19 protein-coding genes are annotated in these 20,995 nt (G+C 58.3%); 13 read left to right on the plus strand and 6 right to left on the minus strand.

Annotated elements, in window-relative coordinates:
• The first annotated feature begins 2 nt into the window (after positions 1-2).
• The gene (locus SJY13_RS00650) at positions 3-1,358 is read left to right on the plus strand and encodes an HlyD family type I secretion periplasmic adaptor subunit (RefSeq protein ID WP_377186394.1); all 1,356 of its coding nucleotides are present in this window, start codon (positions 3-5) and stop codon (positions 1,356-1,358) included.
• Positions 1,359-1,437: 79 nt separating this feature from the next.
• Positions 1,438-1,815 (plus strand): rhodanese-like domain-containing protein, encoded by a 378-nt coding sequence (locus SJY13_RS00655; protein WP_377186397.1) that lies wholly within the window; start codon positions 1,438-1,440, stop codon positions 1,813-1,815.
• Between the two features lie 12 nt (positions 1,816-1,827).
• Here the strand turns inward: SJY13_RS00655 and SJY13_RS00660 are convergent, their stop codons facing one another.
• Positions 1,828-2,628 (minus strand): alpha/beta fold hydrolase, encoded by an 801-nt coding sequence (locus tag SJY13_RS00660; protein ID WP_377186400.1) that lies wholly within the window; start codon positions 2,626-2,628, stop codon positions 1,828-1,830.
• A gap of 49 nt (positions 2,629-2,677) precedes the next feature.
• On the opposite strand from SJY13_RS00660, the gene SJY13_RS00665 reads away from it, so the two are divergent.
• Positions 2,678-3,052: a hypothetical protein gene (locus SJY13_RS00665; protein ID WP_377186403.1), complete on the plus strand. Its 375-nt coding sequence runs from the start codon at positions 2,678-2,680 to the stop codon at positions 3,050-3,052.
• Positions 3,053-3,112: 60 nt separating this feature from the next.
• Here SJY13_RS00665 and glyA read toward each other — a convergent pair whose 3' ends face one another.
• A complete protein-coding gene (gene glyA / locus SJY13_RS00670; protein ID WP_377186406.1) occupies positions 3,113-4,408 on the minus strand; it encodes a serine hydroxymethyltransferase in 1,296 nt (431 codons plus the stop codon).
• Between the two features lie 167 nt (positions 4,409-4,575).
• Here glyA and SJY13_RS00675 point away from each other — a divergent pair, with 167 nt between their 5' ends.
• Complete coding sequence (locus tag SJY13_RS00675) at positions 4,576-5,337, plus strand: NAD kinase (protein ID WP_377186409.1); 762 nt, start codon at positions 4,576-4,578, stop codon at positions 5,335-5,337.
• Positions 5,338-5,594: 257 nt separating this feature from the next.
• Here the strand turns inward: SJY13_RS00675 and SJY13_RS00680 are convergent, their stop codons facing one another.
• The 3 genes from SJY13_RS00680 to SJY13_RS00690 all read right to left on the minus strand — a co-directional run bounded on the left by SJY13_RS00680 (position 5,595) and on the right by SJY13_RS00690 (position 11,560).
• Positions 5,595-7,034 (minus strand): amidase family protein, encoded by a 1,440-nt coding sequence (locus tag SJY13_RS00680; protein WP_377186412.1) that lies wholly within the window; start codon positions 7,032-7,034, stop codon positions 5,595-5,597.
• A 94-nt stretch (positions 7,035-7,128) separates the two neighbouring features.
• A complete protein-coding gene (prpE, locus tag SJY13_RS00685) occupies positions 7,129-9,018 on the minus strand; it encodes a propionate-CoA ligase PrpE (protein ID WP_377186415.1) in 1,890 nt (629 codons plus the stop codon).
• A gap of 268 nt (positions 9,019-9,286) precedes the next feature.
• The gene (locus tag SJY13_RS00690) at positions 9,287-11,560 is read right to left on the minus strand and encodes an NADP-dependent malic enzyme (protein WP_377186418.1); all 2,274 of its coding nucleotides are present in this window, start codon (positions 11,558-11,560) and stop codon (positions 9,287-9,289) included.
• 183 nt (positions 11,561-11,743) lie between these two features.
• Between SJY13_RS00690 and SJY13_RS00695 the strand changes: the two genes are divergently transcribed.
• The 7 genes from SJY13_RS00695 to upp all read left to right on the plus strand — a co-directional run bounded on the left by SJY13_RS00695 (position 11,744) and on the right by upp (position 18,137).
• A complete protein-coding gene (locus tag SJY13_RS00695) occupies positions 11,744-12,442 on the plus strand; it encodes a hypothetical protein (RefSeq protein ID WP_377186421.1) in 699 nt (232 codons plus the stop codon).
• Positions 12,411-13,508 carry a cupin domain-containing protein gene (locus tag SJY13_RS00700; RefSeq protein WP_377186424.1) on the plus strand — a complete coding sequence of 366 codons (1,098 nt, stop codon included), beginning with the start codon at positions 12,411-12,413 and terminating at the stop codon, positions 13,506-13,508. Before SJY13_RS00695 ends, SJY13_RS00700 begins: the two co-directional genes overlap by 32 nt.
• 104 nt (positions 13,509-13,612) lie before the next feature.
• Positions 13,613-14,005, plus strand: a complete 393-nt coding sequence (locus SJY13_RS00705; RefSeq protein WP_377186427.1) for a cytidine deaminase — start codon at positions 13,613-13,615, stop codon at positions 14,003-14,005.
• 4 nt (positions 14,006-14,009) lie between these two features.
• Positions 14,010-15,317, plus strand: a complete 1,308-nt coding sequence (locus tag SJY13_RS00710; RefSeq protein WP_377186430.1) for a thymidine phosphorylase — start codon at positions 14,010-14,012, stop codon at positions 15,315-15,317.
• Positions 15,314-16,525, plus strand: coding sequence for a phosphopentomutase (locus tag SJY13_RS00715; RefSeq protein ID WP_377186433.1), 1,212 nt, complete (start codon positions 15,314-15,316; stop codon positions 16,523-16,525). The genes SJY13_RS00710 and SJY13_RS00715 overlap by 4 nt, the downstream gene beginning before the upstream one ends.
• A complete protein-coding gene (locus SJY13_RS00720) occupies positions 16,522-17,508 on the plus strand; it encodes an adenosine deaminase (RefSeq protein ID WP_377186436.1) in 987 nt (328 codons plus the stop codon). The genes SJY13_RS00715 and SJY13_RS00720 overlap by 4 nt, the downstream gene beginning before the upstream one ends.
• Positions 17,505-18,137 carry a uracil phosphoribosyltransferase gene (gene upp, locus SJY13_RS00725; RefSeq protein WP_170764155.1) on the plus strand — a complete coding sequence of 211 codons (633 nt, stop codon included), beginning with the start codon at positions 17,505-17,507 and terminating at the stop codon, positions 18,135-18,137. Before SJY13_RS00720 ends, upp begins: the two co-directional genes overlap by 4 nt.
• A gap of 6 nt (positions 18,138-18,143) precedes the next feature.
• Here the strand turns inward: upp and SJY13_RS00730 are convergent, their stop codons facing one another.
• Positions 18,144-19,160 (minus strand): hypothetical protein, encoded by a 1,017-nt coding sequence (locus tag SJY13_RS00730; protein ID WP_377186440.1) that lies wholly within the window; start codon positions 19,158-19,160, stop codon positions 18,144-18,146.
• Positions 19,161-19,309: 149 nt separating this feature from the next.
• Here SJY13_RS00730 and SJY13_RS00735 point away from each other — a divergent pair, with 149 nt between their 5' ends.
• Together SJY13_RS00735 and SJY13_RS00740 are read left to right on the plus strand one after the other, a co-directional pair.
• Complete coding sequence (locus SJY13_RS00735; protein WP_377186443.1) at positions 19,310-20,245, plus strand: DMT family transporter; 936 nt, start codon at positions 19,310-19,312, stop codon at positions 20,243-20,245.
• Entirely contained in the window at positions 20,242-20,895 is a 654-nt protein-coding gene (locus SJY13_RS00740) for a sulfotransferase family 2 domain-containing protein (RefSeq protein WP_377186446.1), read from the plus strand. Before SJY13_RS00735 ends, SJY13_RS00740 begins: the two co-directional genes overlap by 4 nt.
• The last annotated feature ends 100 nt before the right edge of the window (positions 20,896-20,995 follow it).

Raw genomic sequence — 20,995 nt, forward strand, 5'->3', positions numbered from 1 at the left:
AGATGAACGATCTGGTACCCGTAAACAACGACCCATTGGACCCAACGGTTTGGTACGCCGAAGTTCCACGCTCGATCAGTCGTTTTGTGACTATTGGGATTATCATGCTGGTCGTCTGCTTTGGCGGTTTTGGCGTCTGGTCCTTCAGTGCGCCGCTGGCCGCCGCGGTAATCGCGCAGGGCAGCTTTGTTGCAACTGGTCGCAACAAAATCGTACAGCACCTGGAAGGCGGTATTATCGAGGACATCAAAGTCATCGAAGGCCAAACCGTTGAGGCCGGACAAGTTCTGATGACCCTTGACCAGACCTCGGCCCAGGTAAACGAGCGTGAGTTGTTCGTCCGCAAGATCCGCCTGCAAGCAATGTCCGAGCGTTTGAACGCCGAATATGGCGAATTGCAGCGGCTGGAGTTTTCCCCAAATCTGGTTATCTCGGCAGGGGATGATGTTGAGGTTCTTTCGATCCTCGACGGGCAAAAGATCAGCTTTGATCTGTCGCGCAAGACCTTGCTGAACGACATCGCTTTGTTGGAACGCAATATGGAAGCTCTGAAAATCCGCTCTAGCGGGTTTAAGGCGCAATTGGAAAGCATGGTTCGGCGTTCAGAAATTCTGCAGGAAGAGTTCGAGACCAAAGAAGCGCTGTTTGAAAAGGGTTTGGTGCGAAAAGGTGAGTTGAATACGATCCGTCGCGTTCAGGCCGAAGCTGAAGGTCAGCAGGCCCGAATGGCCGCCGAAGCCGCGGAAATCAGCCAGATGCTGCTGAAATACGACGAACAGATTTCACGTACCCGCGCCGCCTATCGCGAAGCTGCGTTGGATGAGCTGAGCGTGATCGCAGCCGATCTGGAAAGTGTCCGCGAAAAATCCCGGCAAGCCCGCAGCGTTCTGGACCGTGCCGTCGTGCGAGCACCGGTGACAGGAACCGTGGTGCGGTTGCATTACCACACGCCGGGCGGCGTAATCGAAACCGGTGAGCCAATCGCCGAGATTCTGCCCGCAGACGCGCCACTGATCATCGAAGCCCAGATCCCGCGTACCGAGATCGACAGCGTCGTGACCGGACAACATGCGACCGTGCGACTGGTTGGGTTGAACCAGCGGACGACGCCGGTGCTGGATGGTTTAGTGTTCTATCTCTCGGCGGACTCCGTGTTTGAGGACACAGCCGGCGCACCGCAAGAGGTTTATCTGGCTCGGATTTCTCTGGATCCAGATGAAATCGGCCGTGTCAGCGGGTTTATACCGACACCGGGCATGCCGGCTGAAATCATGATCCAGACTGAAGAGAGGACCTTTGCCGCCTATATCGCAAAACCAGTGACGGACAGCATGTCCCGCGCGTTCCGCGAGCAATAATCATGCGGTTTGGATAACCAGTCTACATCTTTCCGCGTTGGCACATTATGATCCGGTGTCATTCACTGGGGAGGTTCTGATGCCATTGACAGTTAAAGACATGATGGAAGCCGCAAACGCTGTCGTCGAGCGTATTGACATCGACCGTGCCAAAGACCTGGTGGCGCAGGGTGCGTTGTTACTCGATGTGCGCGATGCGGTGGAATTGCAGCAGACAGGCCGGGCCATTGGGGCGCACCATATTCCCCGCGCGATGTTGGAGTTTCGCGCAGACGATGCCCTGAAGTCACACGATCCCGAATTGCGTAACGACCGCGTCATCGTCTTGTACTGTGCCGCAGGTGCTCGGGCCGCATTGGCCGGTAAGCTGTTGAAAGATATGGGGTATGATCTAGTCTACAATCTTGGCGGGCTGCCCGATTGGGTCAACGGCGGTGGCGAGGTCACACCGTCCTAGGCGGGACGCCGATCAGGCGTTCAGAAAGGCTCTGACAGCTGCTTCAAACTCGCGCGGTTTTTCGGCATGCAACCAATGTCCTGCGCCGGGTATCTTGGCAAACCTGGCGATGGGGAACAGGGCGCGGATCGTGTCGCGGTATTCGGGCAGGACATAATCCGAAGCACCACCGGATAAAAACAATACAGGACCGTCCCAGGCCTCTTGGAACTGTGGAAAGCCCATGATCTTGGGCATCTCAGCGGCCAGAACATCCAGGTTCAGCAGCCAGTTCTTTCCCTTGATGTCCAGTGATTGGGTGAAAAAGCTCTGCAGTGCTTTCTCCACGCCCTGATCCGCCAGTTGTTGCTCTGCATCCGAGCGTCGCGTCACAGAAGACAGATCCACAGCGCGCATCGCGGCAATAAACGGAAGCTGGCTGTGGCTGTAGGATACAGGTGCAATATCCGCCACGACCAGTTTGCGCAAAAGTTGTCCGTGCCGCAGTGCCAAAGCCATCGCAGCCTTGCCGCCCATCGAATGCCCAACCACATCCGCGTGCCCGCCGTGATGTTCGATGACCTCTGCCAGATCGTCAGCCAGTTCCGGATAGCTGTGGTGGTCCGTCCACTGACTATAGGCGTGGTTTCGCATATCGACGGCGACGACCTGCCGTTCATCGGACAACCGCCGCGCAATGACGCCCCAGTTCCGGGCGGACCCATACAGCCCATGCGCGATCAAAAGCGGAGGGTTCGCAGTTGGTTCACCATGTATGATCGTATTCAGCATTTTCGTGTGATACCCGTCGGGCCGGGAAACGACCAGCCCCATTGTCGCCCCCGTGCGCCAAGGCTAGATTGCAGCGTCAGGAGGCCGCGCCATGTCGGAAAACAATGAAATCCAAACCCAGATTGCAGACACCGTACAGCTGTTGCGCAAAAAGCTGGGCATGCGGGACAAGACGCTGACGGCATCGGTCCGCAAAGCCAAGCGTCAATTGCCCCGCCGGATCTACAAGCAGGCGATGTTGCTGGCCAATTCCGAGCAAATGGCCGCCCATCCCAAATTGCGGTTGGTATTGGACACACCAAAGCTTGTTCGGGCTTCAGAAGAAGTTCAGGCGCATTTAGGCGGTATCAACCGGGCTGATCGGCGGATGGGGCGGTTTCTGGGAATGCTGGGCGGCCTGGCATTCAACCTGTTGGCCTTATTGGCGTTGCTACTCGTTGTTTTGTGGTGGCAGGGTTTGATCTGACGAGGCGACAAACAAATGGCGCCCGGTGGGCGCCATTCAAGCCTTTGATATCCAACCGTCTTACAGGTTTGGATAGAGCGGGAATTTGGCGCAGAGGTTTGCGACCTCGGCCTTGACCTTGGCTTCGACGGCGGTGTTGCCGTCTTCGCCATTGGCGGCCAGGCCGTCGACCACCTCGATGATCCAGTCGGCGATTTGGCGGAACTCAGCCTCACCGAACCCACGGGTGGTGCCGGCGGGCGACCCCAGGCGGATGCCGCTGGTGACGGTTGGCTTTTCCGGGTCAAACGGCACGCCATTCTTGTTGCAGGTGATATGCGCTCGGCCCAAAGCCTTGTCGACGATGTTGCCGGTCACGCCTTTGGGTCGCAGATCGACCAGCACGACATGGGTGTCGGTGCCATGAGTAACCGTATCCAGACCGCCCTTGATCAGCTGATCCGAAAGCGCCTGCGCGTTGGTCACGACCTGTTTGATATAGTCCTTGAACTCGGGCCGCAGCGCCTCGCCAAAGGCCACGGCCTTGGCCGCGATCACATGCATCAGCGGGCCGCCCTGAATGCCCGGGAAAATCGCTGAATTCACTTTCTTAGCGATATCTTCATCATTGGTCAGGATCATGCCCCCACGTGGGCCGCGCAGGGTCTTGTGCGTGGTGGTGGTCGCCACATGCGCATGCGGGAAGGGGCTGGGGTGTTCGCCTGCTGCCACCAGACCGGCGAAATGCGCCATGTCCACGTGCAGATAGGCACCGACCATGTCGGCAATTTCGCGCATGCGGGCAAAGTCGATCTGGCGCGGGATGGCCGAGCCTCCGGCGATGATCAGCTTGGGGCTATGCTCTTTGGCCAGCGCCTCGACCTGGTCATAGTCCAGCATGTTGTCTTCTTTGCGCACGCCGTATTGCACGGCGTTGAACCACTTGCCCGACTGGTTCGGGCGCGCGCCATGGGTCAGGTGGCCACCGGCGTCCAGGCTCATGCCCAGAATGGTATCGCCGGGCTGGATCAGCGCCTGAAACACGCCCTGGTTGGCCTGGCTGCCCGAGTTTGGTTGGACGTTGGCAAAGCCACAGCCAAAAAGTTCCTTGGCCCGGTCGATGGCCAGGTTTTCGGCGACATCGACGAACTGGCAACCGCCATAATAACGCCGACCGGGATAGCCTTCGGCGTATTTGTTGGTCATCACTGAACCCTGCGCCTGCATCACGGCGGCCGAGACGATGTTCTCGGACGCGATCAACTCGATCTCGTCGCGCTGGCGGCCCAGCTCGGATGTGATCGAGCCGAACAGCTCGGGGTCGCGCTCAGACAGGGACTGGGTGAAAAAACCGGTATCACGAAGATTGGCGTTCATGGGGGCTCCACATGGCTGGGGGAATTCTTGCGGATTTCCTATCGGAAACCCTACTTTTGCAAAAGGCTTAAAGCGACGATTTGGCCCGCTGTGGCGTCAAGTCTGGCCTATCGGGGAAAGGTATGGTTGTTTCGGAACCAAATGTGCAACACCGGAAACCGGAATTGATGATCCAGAGAATTGCCTTTCTTGCCAGCGACGCCAATGTCGCGCAATCGGCCCGGGATGCCTTGATCGCCCGGTATGGAAATTCCGCCCCGCGGGATGCGGATGTGGTGGTGGCCTTGGGTGGGGATGGGTTCATGTTGCACACGCTGCACCACATGCAGCACCTCAACACACCCGTCTACGGCATGAACCGTGGCACCATCGGGTTTCTGATGAACGAGTTTCACGAGATCGACCTGATGCAGCGCCTTGTCGATGCCGAGGAAGAGGTCATCAACCCGCTGGCGATGCGGGCGATGGATCAATCCGGCAAACTGCACGAAGCGCTGGCCATAAACGAAGTGTCACTTTTGCGGGCCGGCCCACAGGCGGCGCGGCTGCAGATCAGCGTCGATGGTCGGGTTCGGATGGACGAACTGGTCTGCGACGGGGCACTGCTGTCAACACCGGCCGGGTCGACAGCGTATAATTACTCAGCACATGGTCCGATACTGCCAATTGGGTCTGATGTTCTGGCCCTGACGGCGATTGCCGCGTTTCGTCCACGCCGGTGGCGCGGCGCTTTGCTGCCAAAGATTGCCAAAGTGCGGTTTGACGTGCTGGACGCGGACAAGCGACCGGTCATGGCGGATGCGGATTCGGTTTCTTTCAAAGACATCGACTGGGTGGAAATCCGGTCGGAACCCGCCATCGAACACCGTATTCTTTTTGACCCGGGGCATGGGTTGGAAGAGCGACTGATCTCGGAACAGTTCACTTAATTCAACCACAAGGACGCTTTTTGAGACTTGTGTGAACCAGTTCACAGGAGGTTTCTTAATCTTCCGTTAATGTGAACTTGCCCGGAGAACACGCCAAGGTGGAAGTGAGTGGCCACCAACCGGCGTTTTCGAATGGTTGCGCAGTTTTCGCGCTGATGAGGGTAGGTGGTGCTACGCTTGTTAACAAATTTCTGGGCTTATTTAAGCAAGCGGACCCTGGGCACAAAAACCCAGGGTCTATTTTTTGCAGGATCGGCCTACAGAGCCGCGTCCATTCTGTCCCACAGTGGTAGGCACATTTGGCCGACACGCGATTCGATGGCGGCGGCAGCGTCAACAGCCATATCTTCGCGCCAGCGCCGGGCAGCGATTTGAACGTTGATGGGTTGCGGCCCCTTCGGCAGCTGTGCGAGCCGGGCGGGAACGCAGGCAGCGGGCAGGCCCAGAAAGTTCATTGCGTAGGAATAGACAGCGCAACCCAGAACCTCGTGCACGCCCTCGGCACCATCGGTGTCCCGGTCCGGTTTAAAAAACGGCTGCGGCAAGAACGGAGACAAGACCAGAGCATAGTCCTCCATGAACAGCGACCATTCCCGTGCATAGTGAGTGCGCTGAGCCAGCATTCGGATCAGATCGGTGTCTGTAATGGGTGGGAATTCCTGAAAGTAGACCTCGAAGATGTTGCGGATGGTTTGAGAACCGGCGGCTTCGATATCATTTTTCATCAGGGTCAACACTTCGCCCATCAGCGCGCGATAACCCGCCCGGCCGCATTCGAAAACATCAGGCGGGTCTATTTCAGTTACCAGATACCCGGCGTCGACCAACGCGTCACGGGCGGTGTCCAGTGCCTTTTCCACTTCGGGGTGCAAAGCGTAGCCAAAGGTGTTTTTGGTAAAGGCAACTTTGATGGAGGTGTCGCAGGGCGCGCCGCGCCAAGGCATTGAGACATGGAACGGATCGCGGGGATCGGCGGCAATCACGCTGGGCATGGACAGGTGAAGATCGGCGGCTGACCGGGTGATAAGGCCCTGGACTGACATGGATTGGGCCAAAATCCCACGCTCGGCCGGTTGGCTGGGGTTCCAGGCGGGTACGCGCCCAAGGCCGGGTTTCACCGTGACCGCCCCGTTGGCCGCAGCGGGAAACCGTAGGCTGCCGCCGATATCATTGCCATGGGCCAACGCACCGATCCCGGCCATCACACCTGCACCCGCGCCCCCCGATGACCCACCGGGCGAGATATGCCGACCCCATGGATTGTGCGTGCGGCCATGCAGGTCATTGTCTGTGTCCGCGCGAAATGAAAACTCGGGCGTATTTGTCCGCCCGATGACAACGGCCCCGGCATTCTGCAGGTTGGTGACAATCGGGGCATCATTCGGCGCGATCACGTCCTTCAGCGCTACAACGCCGTTACTGGTTGCGTGCCCTTTCTGGTCGACATTGATCTTGATGGTTACTGGCACGCCGTGCAGCGGCCCAGGTGATGCGCCGCCGACGACCGCCTGATCCAAGGCGCGCGCCTTTTGCAAGGCCTCGACGCTTAGATCCTCGACCACCGCATTCAGGTCCGGGTTGACCTGATGCATGCGATCTATGGCTCCTTGCACAGCCTGTTCGGCGCTCAGCTCGCCAGTGCGGGTCAGCTTGGTCAGGGCTGTGGCGCTTAGACGCCAGATGTCGTTTTTTGTCATGGGGCCTCACTGTCTTATCGTGACAGTAGGAGCCCCGTTTCAGGTTGCAAGCGAAAGCCTGTGGGCGGGCGACCAGTGGTCGCCCAAAGCCCGATCACTGCGCGTACCCGATGGATTTCAGCGCGACGGTGATTTCATCCAGAATGGCCGGATCGTCGATGGTCGCGGGCATTTTGTAATCCTTGTTGTCCGCAATCGACACCATCGTTCCCCGCAAGATTTTACCCGACCGGGTTTTTGGCAGGCGATCCACCACAACGGCCAGTTTGAAGGCTGCGACAGGGCCGATCTTTTCACGTACCAGCTTGACCACGTCTTGCGCCACCTCGCCGTGGTCGCGATCACACCCGGCGTTCAGACACAAGAAACCCACTGGCATCTGGCCTTTAAGCTGATCGGTCACGCCGATCACAGCGCATTCGGCGACATCGGGATGGGCGGCCAGAACCTCCTCCATCCCGCCAGTAGACAGGCGGTGGCCAGCCACGTTGATCACGTCATCGGTGCGGGCCATGATATAAAGGTAACCGTCCTCATCAATCATGCCTGCATCGCCGGTTTCATAATAGCCGGGGAATTGGTTGAGGTACGAGCTTTTGAACCGATCCTCTGCATTCCACAGCGTAGGCAATGTGCCTGGAGGCAGCGGCAGTTTGACCGCAATCGCGCCCAATTCACCGGGTTTCATCGGATGGCCGCCCTCATCCAGAATCTGCACATTATAACCCGGCATTGGTTTGGCGGGTGAGCCGAGTTTCGTCGGCAGTTTTTCGATCCCTATTGGGTTGCCTGCGATGGTCCAGCCAGTCTCGGTCTGCCACCAATGGTCGATGACCGGAACATTGAGCGCTTTTTGCGCCCATTCGATGGTGTCGGGATCAGCCCGTTCACCGGCCAGGAACAGGGCGCGCAGGCTGGACAGGTCGTATTTTGCCAACATCTCACCCTTTGGGTCTTCGCGTTTTACGGCGCGGATGGCGGTGGGGGCGGTGAAGAAGGATTTGACCTTATGCTCGGCGATTACTCGCCAGAAGGTACCCGCATCGGGGGTGCCAACCGGTTTGCCCTCGAACACGATGGTGGTGTTGCCGTGGATCAGCGGGGCATAGCAGATATAGGAATGCCCAACGACCCAACCCACATCCGAGGCCGCCCAGAACACATCGCCCGGATCGACGTCATAGATGTTCTTCATCGTCCAGTTCAATGCGACCAGATGGCCCGCCGTCGGACGAACGACCCCTTTGGGCGCCCCCGTGGTACCTGAGGTGTACAGGATATACGCGGGATCATTGCCGTCGACCGGAACACATTCCGCAGGTTCAACCCCGTATTGAAAGCCGTGCCAGTTGAAATCGCGCCCCTCGATCAGCTGCGCCACTTCCTGTTCGCGCTGGAAGATAACGCAAAAGTCGGGCTTATGACTGGCCAAGTCGATGGCCCCGTCCAGCAGGGGTTTATAATGTACCACACGCCCTGGCTCCATCCCACATGAGGCCGCGATGATCGCCTTGGGTTTGGCGTCATCAATCCGGACAGCCAGTTCGTTACTGGCAAAGCCACCAAAGACCACGGAATGCACCGCACCTAACCGGGCGCAGGCCAGCATCGCCTCAAGCGCTTCGGGGATCATCGGCATGTAGATGATGACCCGGTCACCTTTCTCTATGCCTTTGTCGCGCAGCGCCCCGGCCAACGTGGCGACGCGATTGCGCAGCTCGACATACGAGATTTCGCGCTTTGTATGCGTAATCGGGCTGTCATAGATAATCGCTGTCTGCTCGCCGCGGCCGTTTTCCACGTGGCGGTCCACAGCGTTCCAGCACGTGTTTACCTTGGCATCGCAGAACCATTCATAAAGCGGCGCATTATCGTCAAACAAAGCTTTGGTCGGAGGCTGAACCCAATCGATCCCTTTTGCGGCCTCCATCCAGAATGCATCCGGATCAGATTTCCAGCTTTCATAAACGTCCTGATAAGCCACGGTAGCATCCTCCTTAAACTCCTCGTGTCGTGTGTAAGGTGGACCGGGTGCACCGCACAAGTAAGGGAAATGACGGGGCGTCACTTTATCGCAAACCATTTGCAGAATTCGTCAAAATGGTCTGCAAATTTTTGCAAACAGGTTAAAATGCGCAGTATTTTATGCACGGGCTGGCAGCATTTGCAAATCTGCAAATCCTGCCATGCAAAGAATCACCCGCCTCGTGAGGTAAGGCGCCTCAGAGGTGCCTGATCCGGGTTTGCGCCGTCTATCCGTAGTGGGCCACTGGTGTGCCGGCAATAGCGGCCATATTCAATAGTCCACGTGCGGTAATCGACGGGGTCACGATATGGGCCTTGTTACCCATTCCCATCAGAATTGGCCCTACTTCCAGACCGTCCGCTTTCATCTTCAGGATGTTTCGCACACCGCTGGCCGCGTCTGCGTGGGCAAAAATCAGCACGTTCGCTGTTCCTTGAAGGCGCGAGTTCGGGAAGATGCGTGATCGCAGCTCGGGGTTCAGGGCTACGTCCAGGTTCATCTCACCTTCATAGGTAAAATCCCGAGGTTCGGAATCGAGGATATCCAGCGCGGCCCGCAGACGTTTGCCCGACCCCTCGGCCTGATTGCCGAACTGTGATTGCGAACAGAAGGCGATCTTGGGCTCAATCCCGAACCGCCGCACATGTCGGGCGGCCCCGATGGTCGTCTCGGCCAGCTCTTCAGGATTTGGCAATTGCCTGACATGGGTGTCGGCAATGAACAGTGGCCCGTCTTCCAGGATCATCAGCGACAACGCGCCGTGCGGGCGCAAATCCCCATCGTCCAGAACCTGTTCGACATAGTTCAGATGCCAGCGGAACTCACCAAAAGTGCCGCAGATCATGCTGTCTGCCTCGCCCCGATACACCATGATAGCGGCAATGGCAGTGTTGTTGGTGCGCATAATCGCCTTGGCGAGATCCGGCGTCACACCCCGTCGTTGCATGATCTCGTGGTAGGAGTTCCAATAATCGTAATAGCGTGGGTCGTTTTCCGGGTTTACGATCTGAAAGTCCTCACCGGGGCGCACTGTCAGGCCCAGCTTTTCACACCGTGCTCCGATGACGTCGGGGCGACCGATAAGGATAGGGGTCTCGGTCGTTTCTTCCAAAATGGCTTGAGCGGCACGCAGGACCCGTTCATCTTCGCCCTCGGCAAACACGATGCGGCGGGAGGCGACGGCGGCTGCTTCAAAAACCGGGCGCATGAGCAGGGCGGACTTGAACACCGACTGGTTCAGACGCTCTTTATAGGCCTCGATATCGTCAATCGGGCGCTTGGCTACGCCACTGGCCATCGCCGCCTTGGCAACGGATGAAGACACAACACCCACAAGGCGTGGGTCAAACGGCTTGGGAATCAGGTAATCGGGGCCAAAGGTCAGCTGTTCTCCTTTATAGGCGGCTGCAGCCTCGGCGCTGGTGGTGGCACGGGCCATATCGGCGATACCGTCGACGCAGGCGATCTGCATCTCGTCATTGATCTCGGTCGCGCCGACGTCCAGCGCACCGCGGAAGATGAAAGGAAAGCACAGGACGTTGTTGACTTGATTGGGAAAATCGCTGCGTCCGGTGGCGATGATCGCATCCGGAGCAACCTCGCGCGCGGCCTGGGGAAGGATCTCAGGGGTCGGATTGGCCAGCGCAAAGATAATCGGGCGCCTGGCCATTTTCTCGACCATTTCCGGCTTTAGAACGTTCGGTCCGCTGAGGCCAAGGAACAGGTCGGCATCGCCAATCACATCGTCCAAGGTGCGCAGGTCGGTCTTTTGTGCGAACTGGTCTTTATGCGGGTTCATGTCTTCAGTGCGGCCCTCGTAAACCAGACCGTGAATGTCGCACAGCCAGATGTTTTCGCGTTTGACCCCCAGTTTCACCAGCATGCTGAGGCAGGCGATCCCCGCTGCACCGCCACCTGTCGAGACAATCTTGATCTCTTCGAACTTTTTCCCTGCGACATGCAGCGCGTTTTTCGCAGCAGCCCCGACGACGATGGCGGTTCCGTGCTGATCGTCGTGAAAAACGGGGATGTTCATACGCTCGCGGCACAGCTTCTCGACAATAAAGCAATCGGGCGCCTTGATGTCCTCAAGATTGATGGCCCCAAAGGTGGGCTCAAGCGCACAAACAATATCCGCCAGCTTTTCAGGGTCGGGCTGGTCGACCTCGATGTCAAAACAATCGATACCGGCAAATTTCTTGAACAGAACGGCTTTGCCCTCCATCACCGGCTTTGAGGCCAGTGCGCCGATATTGCCAAGGCCCAGAACGGCTGTTCCATTCGACACGACCGCCACCAGATTGCCTCGGGAAGTGTAGAGTTCTGCATTTGAGGGGTCCGCCTTAATCTCGAGGCTGGCCTCAGCCACACCGGGCGAATAGGCGCGCGCCAGATCGCGACCGTTGGCCATTGGCTTTGTCGCCTTGATCTCAAGCTTTCCGGGCTTAGGGTGGGCGTGATAATCAAGCGCGGCCTGTCGCAGGCTGGGTGTGTCAGACATCGGCTTAGGAACTCCCTTCGAAATTTGATTTAGAGCTAAACTATTTTTCGAGGCTTGGCTACGTCGCGTCATTTTGCAACAGTGTCGCAACCTCACCGGCGCTTTGGTTGAAATTTGCGGCCAACTGGCTAAGTTCGCCACTTTCAAAATTCCGGCAATCGTTGTGTAAAATGGAAGACAGGCATGAGCTCTAAAGACCAGTTTCAGTCAGGGAGCACGATACCCGCGAACAAGAGGTCTTTTGGCACGGATCGCTTTGCGTTCCGAGCGGCGCTTGTCGTGGCTGTACTGGTTCTTATTGCCATAGCGATCTGGCCGATGCAGGCCTCGGTTTTCAATCAAGAGGGCGGACCGTTCGAAACCATCTCGGCTGCGGCGCTTTTCGTGGCGGGCTTGGCGTCACTTTATCGCTTTTCGGGGATAAAGCGCCTGTATATTGGACTGGTATGCCTGTTGCTTGCCGAACGAGAGCTGGAGGCTGACGTGTACGCAGTCGACAGCCTGCCGTACTTTGTGTTGCACGGGTTGGACGTCTTGCTGGACATGACGATTGTGCGTGTGGTACTGGCTGTGTTGGTTTTGGGCGGGCTTTTTTGGCACGGGGTGCCGAATGCCTGGCGCGCCCTTAAACAGCGCGCGCCGTTCCTTCTTATATTTTTTCTTGCCGGTATGTGTGCAGTCGTGGCGCAGTCGCTGGAAGAGATCAGCAGCGCTTTCAACGCTGAGATGTCAGAGGTTTTTGTGACCCGATTGTTCGTTCTGGAAGAAACGCTTGAGATGTTCTTTTCGATTGGCATTTTGGCCGCCGTTCTGATCGGATGGCCAAAATCCAGCACCGAAGAGAACGTGAATGACCAAGTCTCCAATCCCGATCCGCGCTGAAGTCCGTCTGCCAACGCAGGAGCTACGTGACGATATCCCGTTTTTCACCAGGGTATTGGGCATGCGGATGGACATGATCTATCCTGCGGATGATCCAAGTGTTGCTGTCTTTTCGGGTCACGGCTTGCGCTTGCGTATTGAAAAAGACGCACCTGAATCCCCCGGAACTCTGCGCATTTTGACAGAAAACCCAGACGCCTTTGCTGACGGAGCGCGCAGTCTGGTCGCCCCGAACGGCACTCGAATTGAGATTGAAGAGCTGAACCCCCCGATGGTGATGCCGGATACGGTGCATTCCTTTGTGGTGCGCAGGCTCAAAGACCAGGCCCCATGGATTATCGGCCGGGCCGGAATGCACTATCGTGACTTGGTGCCAGATCGGTTGGGCGGGTCGATCATCGCCAGCCATATTCGCATCCCCGATGGCGGTCCGGTGCCGGATATGGTGCATTTCCACAAGGTCGGGTTTCAGTTGATCTTCTGCATTCATGGCTGGGTGGACGTGGTCTATGAAGATCAGGGTGACAAGATGCGTCTGACGGCAGGTGATTGCTTTATCCAGCCGCCTGAAATTCGCCACCGCGTGCTTGAAGCATCGGACAACGTGCAGGTGATCGAGATCGGCGTGCCGGCGGAACACGTCACCGAAATCGACCATGATATGAACCTACCAACGCCGCATTACCGACCGGGCAGAGAATGGCAGGGGCAGCGCTTTGTCTACAACCAGGCCGAAGGGGCTGAGTGGATTCCGTTCCGCCTTCCGGGCTATATCTGCCGAGACACCACAATTGCAGAAAATACCAAAGGCGTGGCTGGGGTGCAGGTTGTGCGCAAAGGGCAGGGTGATCCGGTCTGGGCCGCGCATGACACCGATATCCATTTCACCTTTGTGATGAATGGCGCGGTCACGTTGGAAGGGGAAAGCCGTGACCCATTTCGGTTGGAGCAGGGCGATGCTTTTGTCATCCCGCCCGGAATGCGCACACGGCTGACCAATCCCTCTGACGATGTCGAACTGCTTGAGGTCACCCTGCCAGGCACCTTCAATACCACACTGGGCTGAGTGAATTTTGGCCGAGAAAACTGTTGCCCGGGGCTTCAACTCCCCGGGTTACTTAATTTAGGATATGTCTTTCTGACCAGATGATCAAAAAATGGGGAATCGCCATGGCTTTGAAAGATGCAGCGCTGTCTGTCCGGGAAAACGCATATGCGCCGTATTCCAACTTCAAAGTCGGCGCAGCGATCCGGTCCTCGACTGGGGTGGTCTATTCCGGCTGTAATGTGGAAAACGTAGCCTACCCCGAAGGCACCTGCGCCGAGGCTGGTGCCATTGCCGCGATGGTTGCCGCCGGTGAAAAAGAGTTGACCGAAGTCTATGTGGTCGCCTCATCGCCCCTACCGGTTCCACCCTGCGGTGGGTGTCGCCAAAAGCTGGCCGAGTTTGGCAAGCGTGAGGTCAAGGTGATCCTTGCCACAATGGACGGGGCCGAGTTTGAAACCACCATCGGTCAGCTTTTGCCCGGTGCGTTTGACGCCTCGCATATGGAGGATGTCTAAGCCCATGGATGCTCGCTCAATCATCGCCAAGCTGCGCCGGGATCAGGTGCCCAGCAGTGACGAGTTGAAATGGTTCGCGCAGGGCCTGGCCGATGGCGGCGTCAGTGATGCGCAGGCCGGAGCTTTTGCGATGGCTGTCTGCATGGGTGGGCTGGGTGCACAAGGACGCGCTGACCTGACCGTTGCGATGCGCGACAGTGGCGATGTACTAAGCTGGGATTTCGACGGCCCGGTGATTGACAAACACTCGACCGGAGGGGTGGGTGACAGTGTCAGCCTGGTGCTTGCGCCCGCGTTGGCTGAGCTTGGGGCCTATGTCCCGATGATCTCTGGCCGCGGATTGGGGCATACTGGTGGTACGCTGGATAAACTTGAATCCATCCCCGGTGTCAGCACCCAAATCGGGCAGGAGCGTCTGACCCAGATTCTGCGCGATACAGGCGCGGCCATTGTCGGGGCGACGGGTCAGATCGCGCCTGCGGACAAGCGGCTTTACGCGATCCGTGATGTAACCGCGACGGTGGAAAGCCTGGATTTGATCACCGCATCAATTCTGTCAAAGAAACTGGCCGCCAGCCCTCAGGCGCTGGTGCTGGACGTTAAAGTTGGCTCTGGCGCATTCATGAAGACGCTTGAGGATGCGCGCAAGCTGGCCAAAGCCCTGACAGAAACCGCAAACGCGGCCGGATGTCGGACATCGGCAGTGATCACCGACATGCACCAACCCCTGGCCCCGGCGCTGGGTAATGCGTTGGAAGTGGCCGAAGTGATGAACGTGCTGACCCACGCACATTACGATCCACTGGCCGAAATCTCGGCAGAGCTGGGCGGCGTGTTGCTGGCAGATGCCGGGATGTGTTCCAACGCCGAGGACGGGCGCGAAAAAGTCGCTGCGGTTATTCGCGATGGCCGCGCGGCTGAACGGTTCGGGCGCATGATGGCTGCTGTCGGCGGTCCACTGCAGTTTGTCGAAAACTGGTCGCGTTACCTGCCCGAAGCCAGCGTGATCCTTGAGGTTGCCGCGCCGACCAACGGGTATGTCGCCTCGATCAATGGTGAGGCGCTGGGCCTGGCAGTGGTCGCGCTGGGCGGCGGGCGACAGGTTGAAGATGATGTGATTGATCCGGCCGTGGGCCTGTCAGGCATCGTCCGGTTGGGTGACAAGATAGACAAGGGCGCACCTTTGGCGGTGGTCCACGCCGCCCGCGAGGATGCGGCGCAGCAGGCGGCCGAAGCGGTGCGGCGGGCTGTGAAACTCAGCCCGGATTCCGGTCAGATCGTTCCTCTGGTCCACGAAAGGATCGCGCCGTGACCCGGGCCTTTCTTGTGGTAATGGACTCCGTGGGGATTGGCGGCGCGCCGGACGCGGATCGGTTTTTCAATGGCGATACACCCGACACTGGCGCCAACACGCTGGCCCATATTGCGCAGGCTTGCGCCGAAGGGCGGGCCGAGGATGGGCGCTCGGGTCCGTTGTATCTGCCTAATCTGGACGCGCTGGGCCTGGGTGCGGCCACACGTCTTGCTTCGGGCACGGACACGCCCGGTCTTGAGGTCACGCCAACCGGCCTTTGGGGCTGCGCGCGCGAACACTCAAAGGGCAAGGATACCCCGTCAGGGCATTGGGAACTGGCCGGCCTGCCAGTGCCGTGGGATTGGCATTATTTCCCAGACACCACGCCTGCGTTTCCGGCTGACCTAAGTGGTGCTGCCGCCCAAGCGGCAGGAACCGAGGGCATATTGGGGGATTGCCACGCCTCGGGCACCACGATCATCGCTGAGCTGGGGGCAGAGCATATGCGCACCGGCAGGCCGATCTGCTACACCTCAGCCGACAGCGTTTTCCAGATCGCTGCCCATGAGGAGAGCTTTGGCCTCGATCGCCTGCTGGCAATGTGTAGGGCGCTTGCGCCCCGGTTGCACGAGATGAAGGTGGGCCGGGTTATTGCACGGCCATTTGTGGGCTCGCCCGAGGATGGGTTTACCCGCACCACCAACCGCAAGGATTTCGCCATCCTGCCGCCTGCGCCGGTCCTGACCAACTGGGCGCAGGACACCGGTCGCCGGGTTCATGCGGTTGGCAAGATTGGCGACATCTTCTCGATGCAGGGGATTGACACGCTGCGCAAAGGCTCGGATGCCCAGTTGATGCGGCACCTGTCCGATCTGGTCGATGATGCGGAAGAGGGCAGCCTGACCTTCGCCAATTTTGTCGAGTTCGACAGCCTGTACGGCCATCGCCGCGATATCAGCGGATACGCCCGCGCGCTGGAATGGTTCGATCATGAGATTGGCAGCGTTCTGCAAAAACTGCGCCCCGAAGACCTGATGCTGCTGACCGCTGATCACGGCAACGATCCCAGCTGGATCGGTACGGATCATACGCGCGAACAAGTGCCTGTGCTGATCGCCGGGCAAGGCGCTGGCGAAATCGGCAAAGTAAATTTCACCGATGTTGCCGCCAGTATTGCACACCACCTGAGCATTCCGCCCCAAGGGCCGGGAAGGACATTTCTATGACTGTTGCAGACCTGCCCAAGATCGAACTGCACCTGCACCACGAAGGTGCGGCCCCTCCGGCATTCATCCGCCAGCTTGCCCATGAAAAACGCATCGACCTGAGCGGTATTTTCAAGCCCGATGGCAGTTATGATTTTCGCGACTTTGCGCATTTCCTCAGCGTGTACGAAGCCGCCTGTGAGGTGCTGAAATCGCCTGAGGATTTCCGCCGTCTGACGCTGGCCATTCTGGAAGAAAGCGCTGCTAATGGGGTGGTGTATTCCGAAACCTTCCTCAGCCCCGATTTCTGCGGGGGCGGCGACCTGCATGCCTGGCAGGACTATCTGACCGCTATTCAGGACGCAGCAGACGAGGCCGAGCGCAAGTTCGACATCACCCTGCGCGGGGTTGTTACGTGTGTTCGCCATTTTGGGCCTGAACAGGCAAAGTTTAGCGCCCATTGTGCCGCTGAAACCGCCGGGGATTGGATCACCGGGTTTGGCATGGGGGGCAACGAATCCATCGGAACTCAGGGTGAATTCAAATGGGCGTTCGATTGCGCGCGTGAGGCCGGTCTGCACCTGACCACCCATGCCGGAGAGTTCGGCGGCCCGGAAAGCGTGCGCGACGCCATCCACGATCTGGAGGTTGAACGCGTGGGCCACGGCGTGCGGGCTATCGAAGATCCGGATCTTATTCGGGAACTGGTCGACCGGGATATCACGCTTGAGGTTTGCCCGGGCTCGAACGTGGTTCTGGGCCTGTATCCTGACTTTGCAGCGCATCCGATTGCGCGGTTGCGTGAGGCGGGTGTAAATGTCACCGTCTCGACCGATGATCCGCCGTTTTTCCACACCACGATGCGGCGTGAATATGAAATGCTGAGCGAAGCCTTTGGCTGGAACGCCGAGGATTTCGCCGCTCTGAATGAAACCGCCCTGAACGCGGCGTTTTGCGATGAAGACACCCGTGCGCGGGTCAAGAATAGACTGGAGAAGACATGAGCGAACACCTGACCGTCGTTGACCACCCGCTGGTGCAGCACAAATTGACGCTCATGCGGGACAAGGGCACTTCGACCGCCGTTTTCCGCCAATTGCTGCGCGAGATCACGCTGCTTTTGGCCTATGAGGTCACGCGTGAACTGAAGCTGACGACCCGTCATATCGAAACCCCGATGGAAGAGATGGACGCCCCCATTCTGGCCGGTAAGAAATTGGCGCTGGTGTCGATCCTGCGGGCGGGCAATGGGATGCTGGACGGAGTGCTTGAGCTGATCCCCTCGGCGCGGGTCGGCTTTGTTGGTCTGTACAGAGATGAAGAGACGCTGAAACCGGTTCAGTATTACTTTAAAGCGCCCGAGGGATTGAAGGACCGTCTGGTCATCGCCGTGGATCCGATGTTGGCGACCGGTAACAGCTCGGCCGCGGCCATTGATCTGCTGAAAGAGGCCGGGGCGACCGATATCCGTTTCCTCTGCCTGCTGGCCGCGCCAGAAGGGGTGGAACGGATGAAAGAGGCGCATCCGGACGTGCATATCGTCACGGCAGCGCTGGATCGTGAGCTGAATTCAAAAGGCTATATCATGCCCGGTCTGGGCGATGCCGGCGACCGGATGTTCGGTACCAAGTAGACGAACCTAGCCGCCGCAGATGTTTTGCAACCGAACCCAATCGCGGTCCGGTAAAACCTGCGGCGTGGGACGGCCTGCCATCGGGTCGGCCTCAATCAGGCCCAGGACAGTCTCGCCGGTGATATCTTTGGCATAGGCGTAAGGTGTAGACGGCAACGCGGCTTGGGCGAACACCGCCAGCAAATCCTCATCCGGTAGGGATGGGCGCGGGTCTGACAGCATCTGCTCGGTATAGATATCGATAATCTCAGAGGTCAGCTCTCCGGTCGTCAACAGACGGAATGCGGTTGTAACCCCAGTGCGGTCCAGCAGATCGGTTAGGGGGTCTTGTGCCTCGGATCGCGCACGTTCAGCAATGATGTAACCGGCTGCTACTGTAGGATCCTCGTGGTCCTCGACCAGCGCTCGGTTCAGCAACACGATCCCGCCGGGCAGGCTGAGACTGCTTTGAACCCCGGCTGGCAGAATCACCACCGCGCGCACACCGGTACGTGTCGCCAGCTGATCCAAGACCGCTTGCGTGTCTTCGGACGTGCAGGCGCGGCCCGAGACACGCTCAATCCGGTTCAGGATGGCATCGCCGATATCCTGACGCTTGATCTCGGGCACGACTGAAACAACGTGGGTCTTCAATGCAATCGGCATCCAAAGCAGCAGCAACGCGGCAACGGCGGCCATTACTCCGGCTACGCTGAGCCAGCGCAACCGTCCGGGATGCGGTCGGGACCGGTCGATCGCATGTTGTAGGCGATCGATGGCCTCGATCATCGTTGTTTCGGTTTCTTCCAGTTCTAGCGTCTCGTCCGGGTCTCCATCCGGGTTGAAGATGGCTGGGTAAGTGCCGGGGTTCTGACGTTCCAACGCGGCCAGTGACCAATGCGTCAGCGCCTGTTCATTGAAATCTGAGATCGTCAGAGTGGCCTCGCCAATCGACACCACGACCTCGCGCCGTTGAACATCGGGCGAGGGGCGCCACAGACCGGTGGCTTCGATCCGCTGGTACTGTTTAAGTGCCGTCTTCAAGGTGAGGTGTGCTCGTACTTATTTTGTCTCAGCTTAACACGCTAAAATCAAAAGGCGCAAACCTGTTGCGCCCTGTTCGGGAAACGTGCTGGATATCACGACGCGCGGTAAATCTGGTTGCCGGCGCAATTTCACAACCGGGGCAGGGAATGCAGGCGGATACTCAGACTTCACCGGTATTGGCGTCGGTACTGATGATCAGCGCGATGGCGATCATTGGAGTGGTCGACAACGTTGTGATCCTGCTGGCCGAGACAATCGGGCTGTGGCAGTTCCATCTCAGCCGGGCGGTGCTGATGTTGCCATTGATTGTTGGACTGTCCCTGCTGGGGTTTGGCGGGCTGCGGCCCAGACGGCTTGGGCCAGTTGTTCTGCGCAGCGTGCTGATCACACTGGCCATGTTGTGTTACTTTGCCTCTCTGGCGTTGATGCCGATTGCGCAGGCTTTGGCGGGACTTTTTACGTCACCGATCTTTGTGCTGCTGATCTCGGCACTGGTTCTGCGGCAAAAAATCGGGCCGTGGCGTATTCTGGCCGTTCTGACCGGATTTTCAGGCATTCTGATCGTGCTGCAACTGAACCCATATGAATTTGACGCCCTGACCCTTTTACCGATGGCCGGAGGGTTGTTCTATGCACTTAGCGCCATCATTACCCGCAGCCATTGCGCACAGGAAAGCACGGTGGCGCTGCTGGCCGCCATGGTCATTACACTGGGGCTGGCAGGTGCGATTGGCGTGGTCGCGTTGGTGGTTTATCCGCTGCCGGTGTCGGATGGTCCGAATGGGTTCGTGACTCGGGGCTGGGTCTGGCAGATAGGCCCGGCCGTGCCATGGATTGTGGTGCAGGCGGTTGGGTCTACAGCGGCGGTTTTTATGCTGATCAAGGCCTACCAGATCGGAGATCCGTCTTACGTGGCGGTATTTGAATACTCGGTAATGATCTTCGGCCCGCTATTTGCCTGGGCTGCGTTTGGGCAAGCCATCGGTGTCATACAGATCGCCGGTATCGCGCTGATTGCCCTGGCCGGAGCGCTGCTGGGCTGGCGAGCGGGGCGTGCACCCGAGCCGGAGGAGGTCACGTGATTATCTCTTCTGGCCGCGCGTATGTCTTTGTTCATATCCCGAAGACGGGAGGTACTTCGCTGGCTATGGCTTTGGAAGATCGGGCGCATAAGGACGACATTTTGATTGGCGATACACCCAAGGCTGTCAAGCGCCGTAACCGCGTCAAAGGTCTGCGGGGCAGGGGCCGGTTGTGGAAACATTCGACCTTGGCCGATATCGACGGCGTGCTGACCAATGAGGAGCTGCAATCTCTGACCGCCTTCACCATGGTGCGCAACCCCTGGGACCGGATCGTCAGCTATTACCACTGGCTGCGCGTCCAAAGCTTTGACCATGCCGCCGTTTCCTTGGCCAAATACCTGCAGTTTGGCGAGTTTGTCCTGCATCCGGACATATTGCGATCCGTTGCACAAAATCCGGCGCGCCAATACATGACCCGTGCGGACGGGGTTGAACAATGCCACGCCTATATCCGGCTGGAGCAATTCGAACAGGACGCAGCACCCGTGTTCGACCATTTGGGATTCCGCGTGAGCTTGCCGCATGCAAACCGGTCTGACCGCACCCAAGGCTATCGCCAGTACTATACCGCTGAGACCGCCGCAGCTGTGGCATCAGCCTGTGCCGAAGACATCCGCAGATTCGGGTATACGTTCGATCCGGCATAAGGCGCATAGTTTCCAATTGGCGATCAATGCAACAAAAAATACGGGTGTTGTTTGAAAATACCTGTGTTTTTAGGGTTTTAACGGCCTAAATCTGGCCTCA

It is taken from the genome of Ruegeria meonggei (assembly GCF_042768335.1).
Taxonomy (GTDB): domain Bacteria; phylum Pseudomonadota; class Alphaproteobacteria; order Rhodobacterales; family Rhodobacteraceae; genus Ruegeria; species Ruegeria meonggei.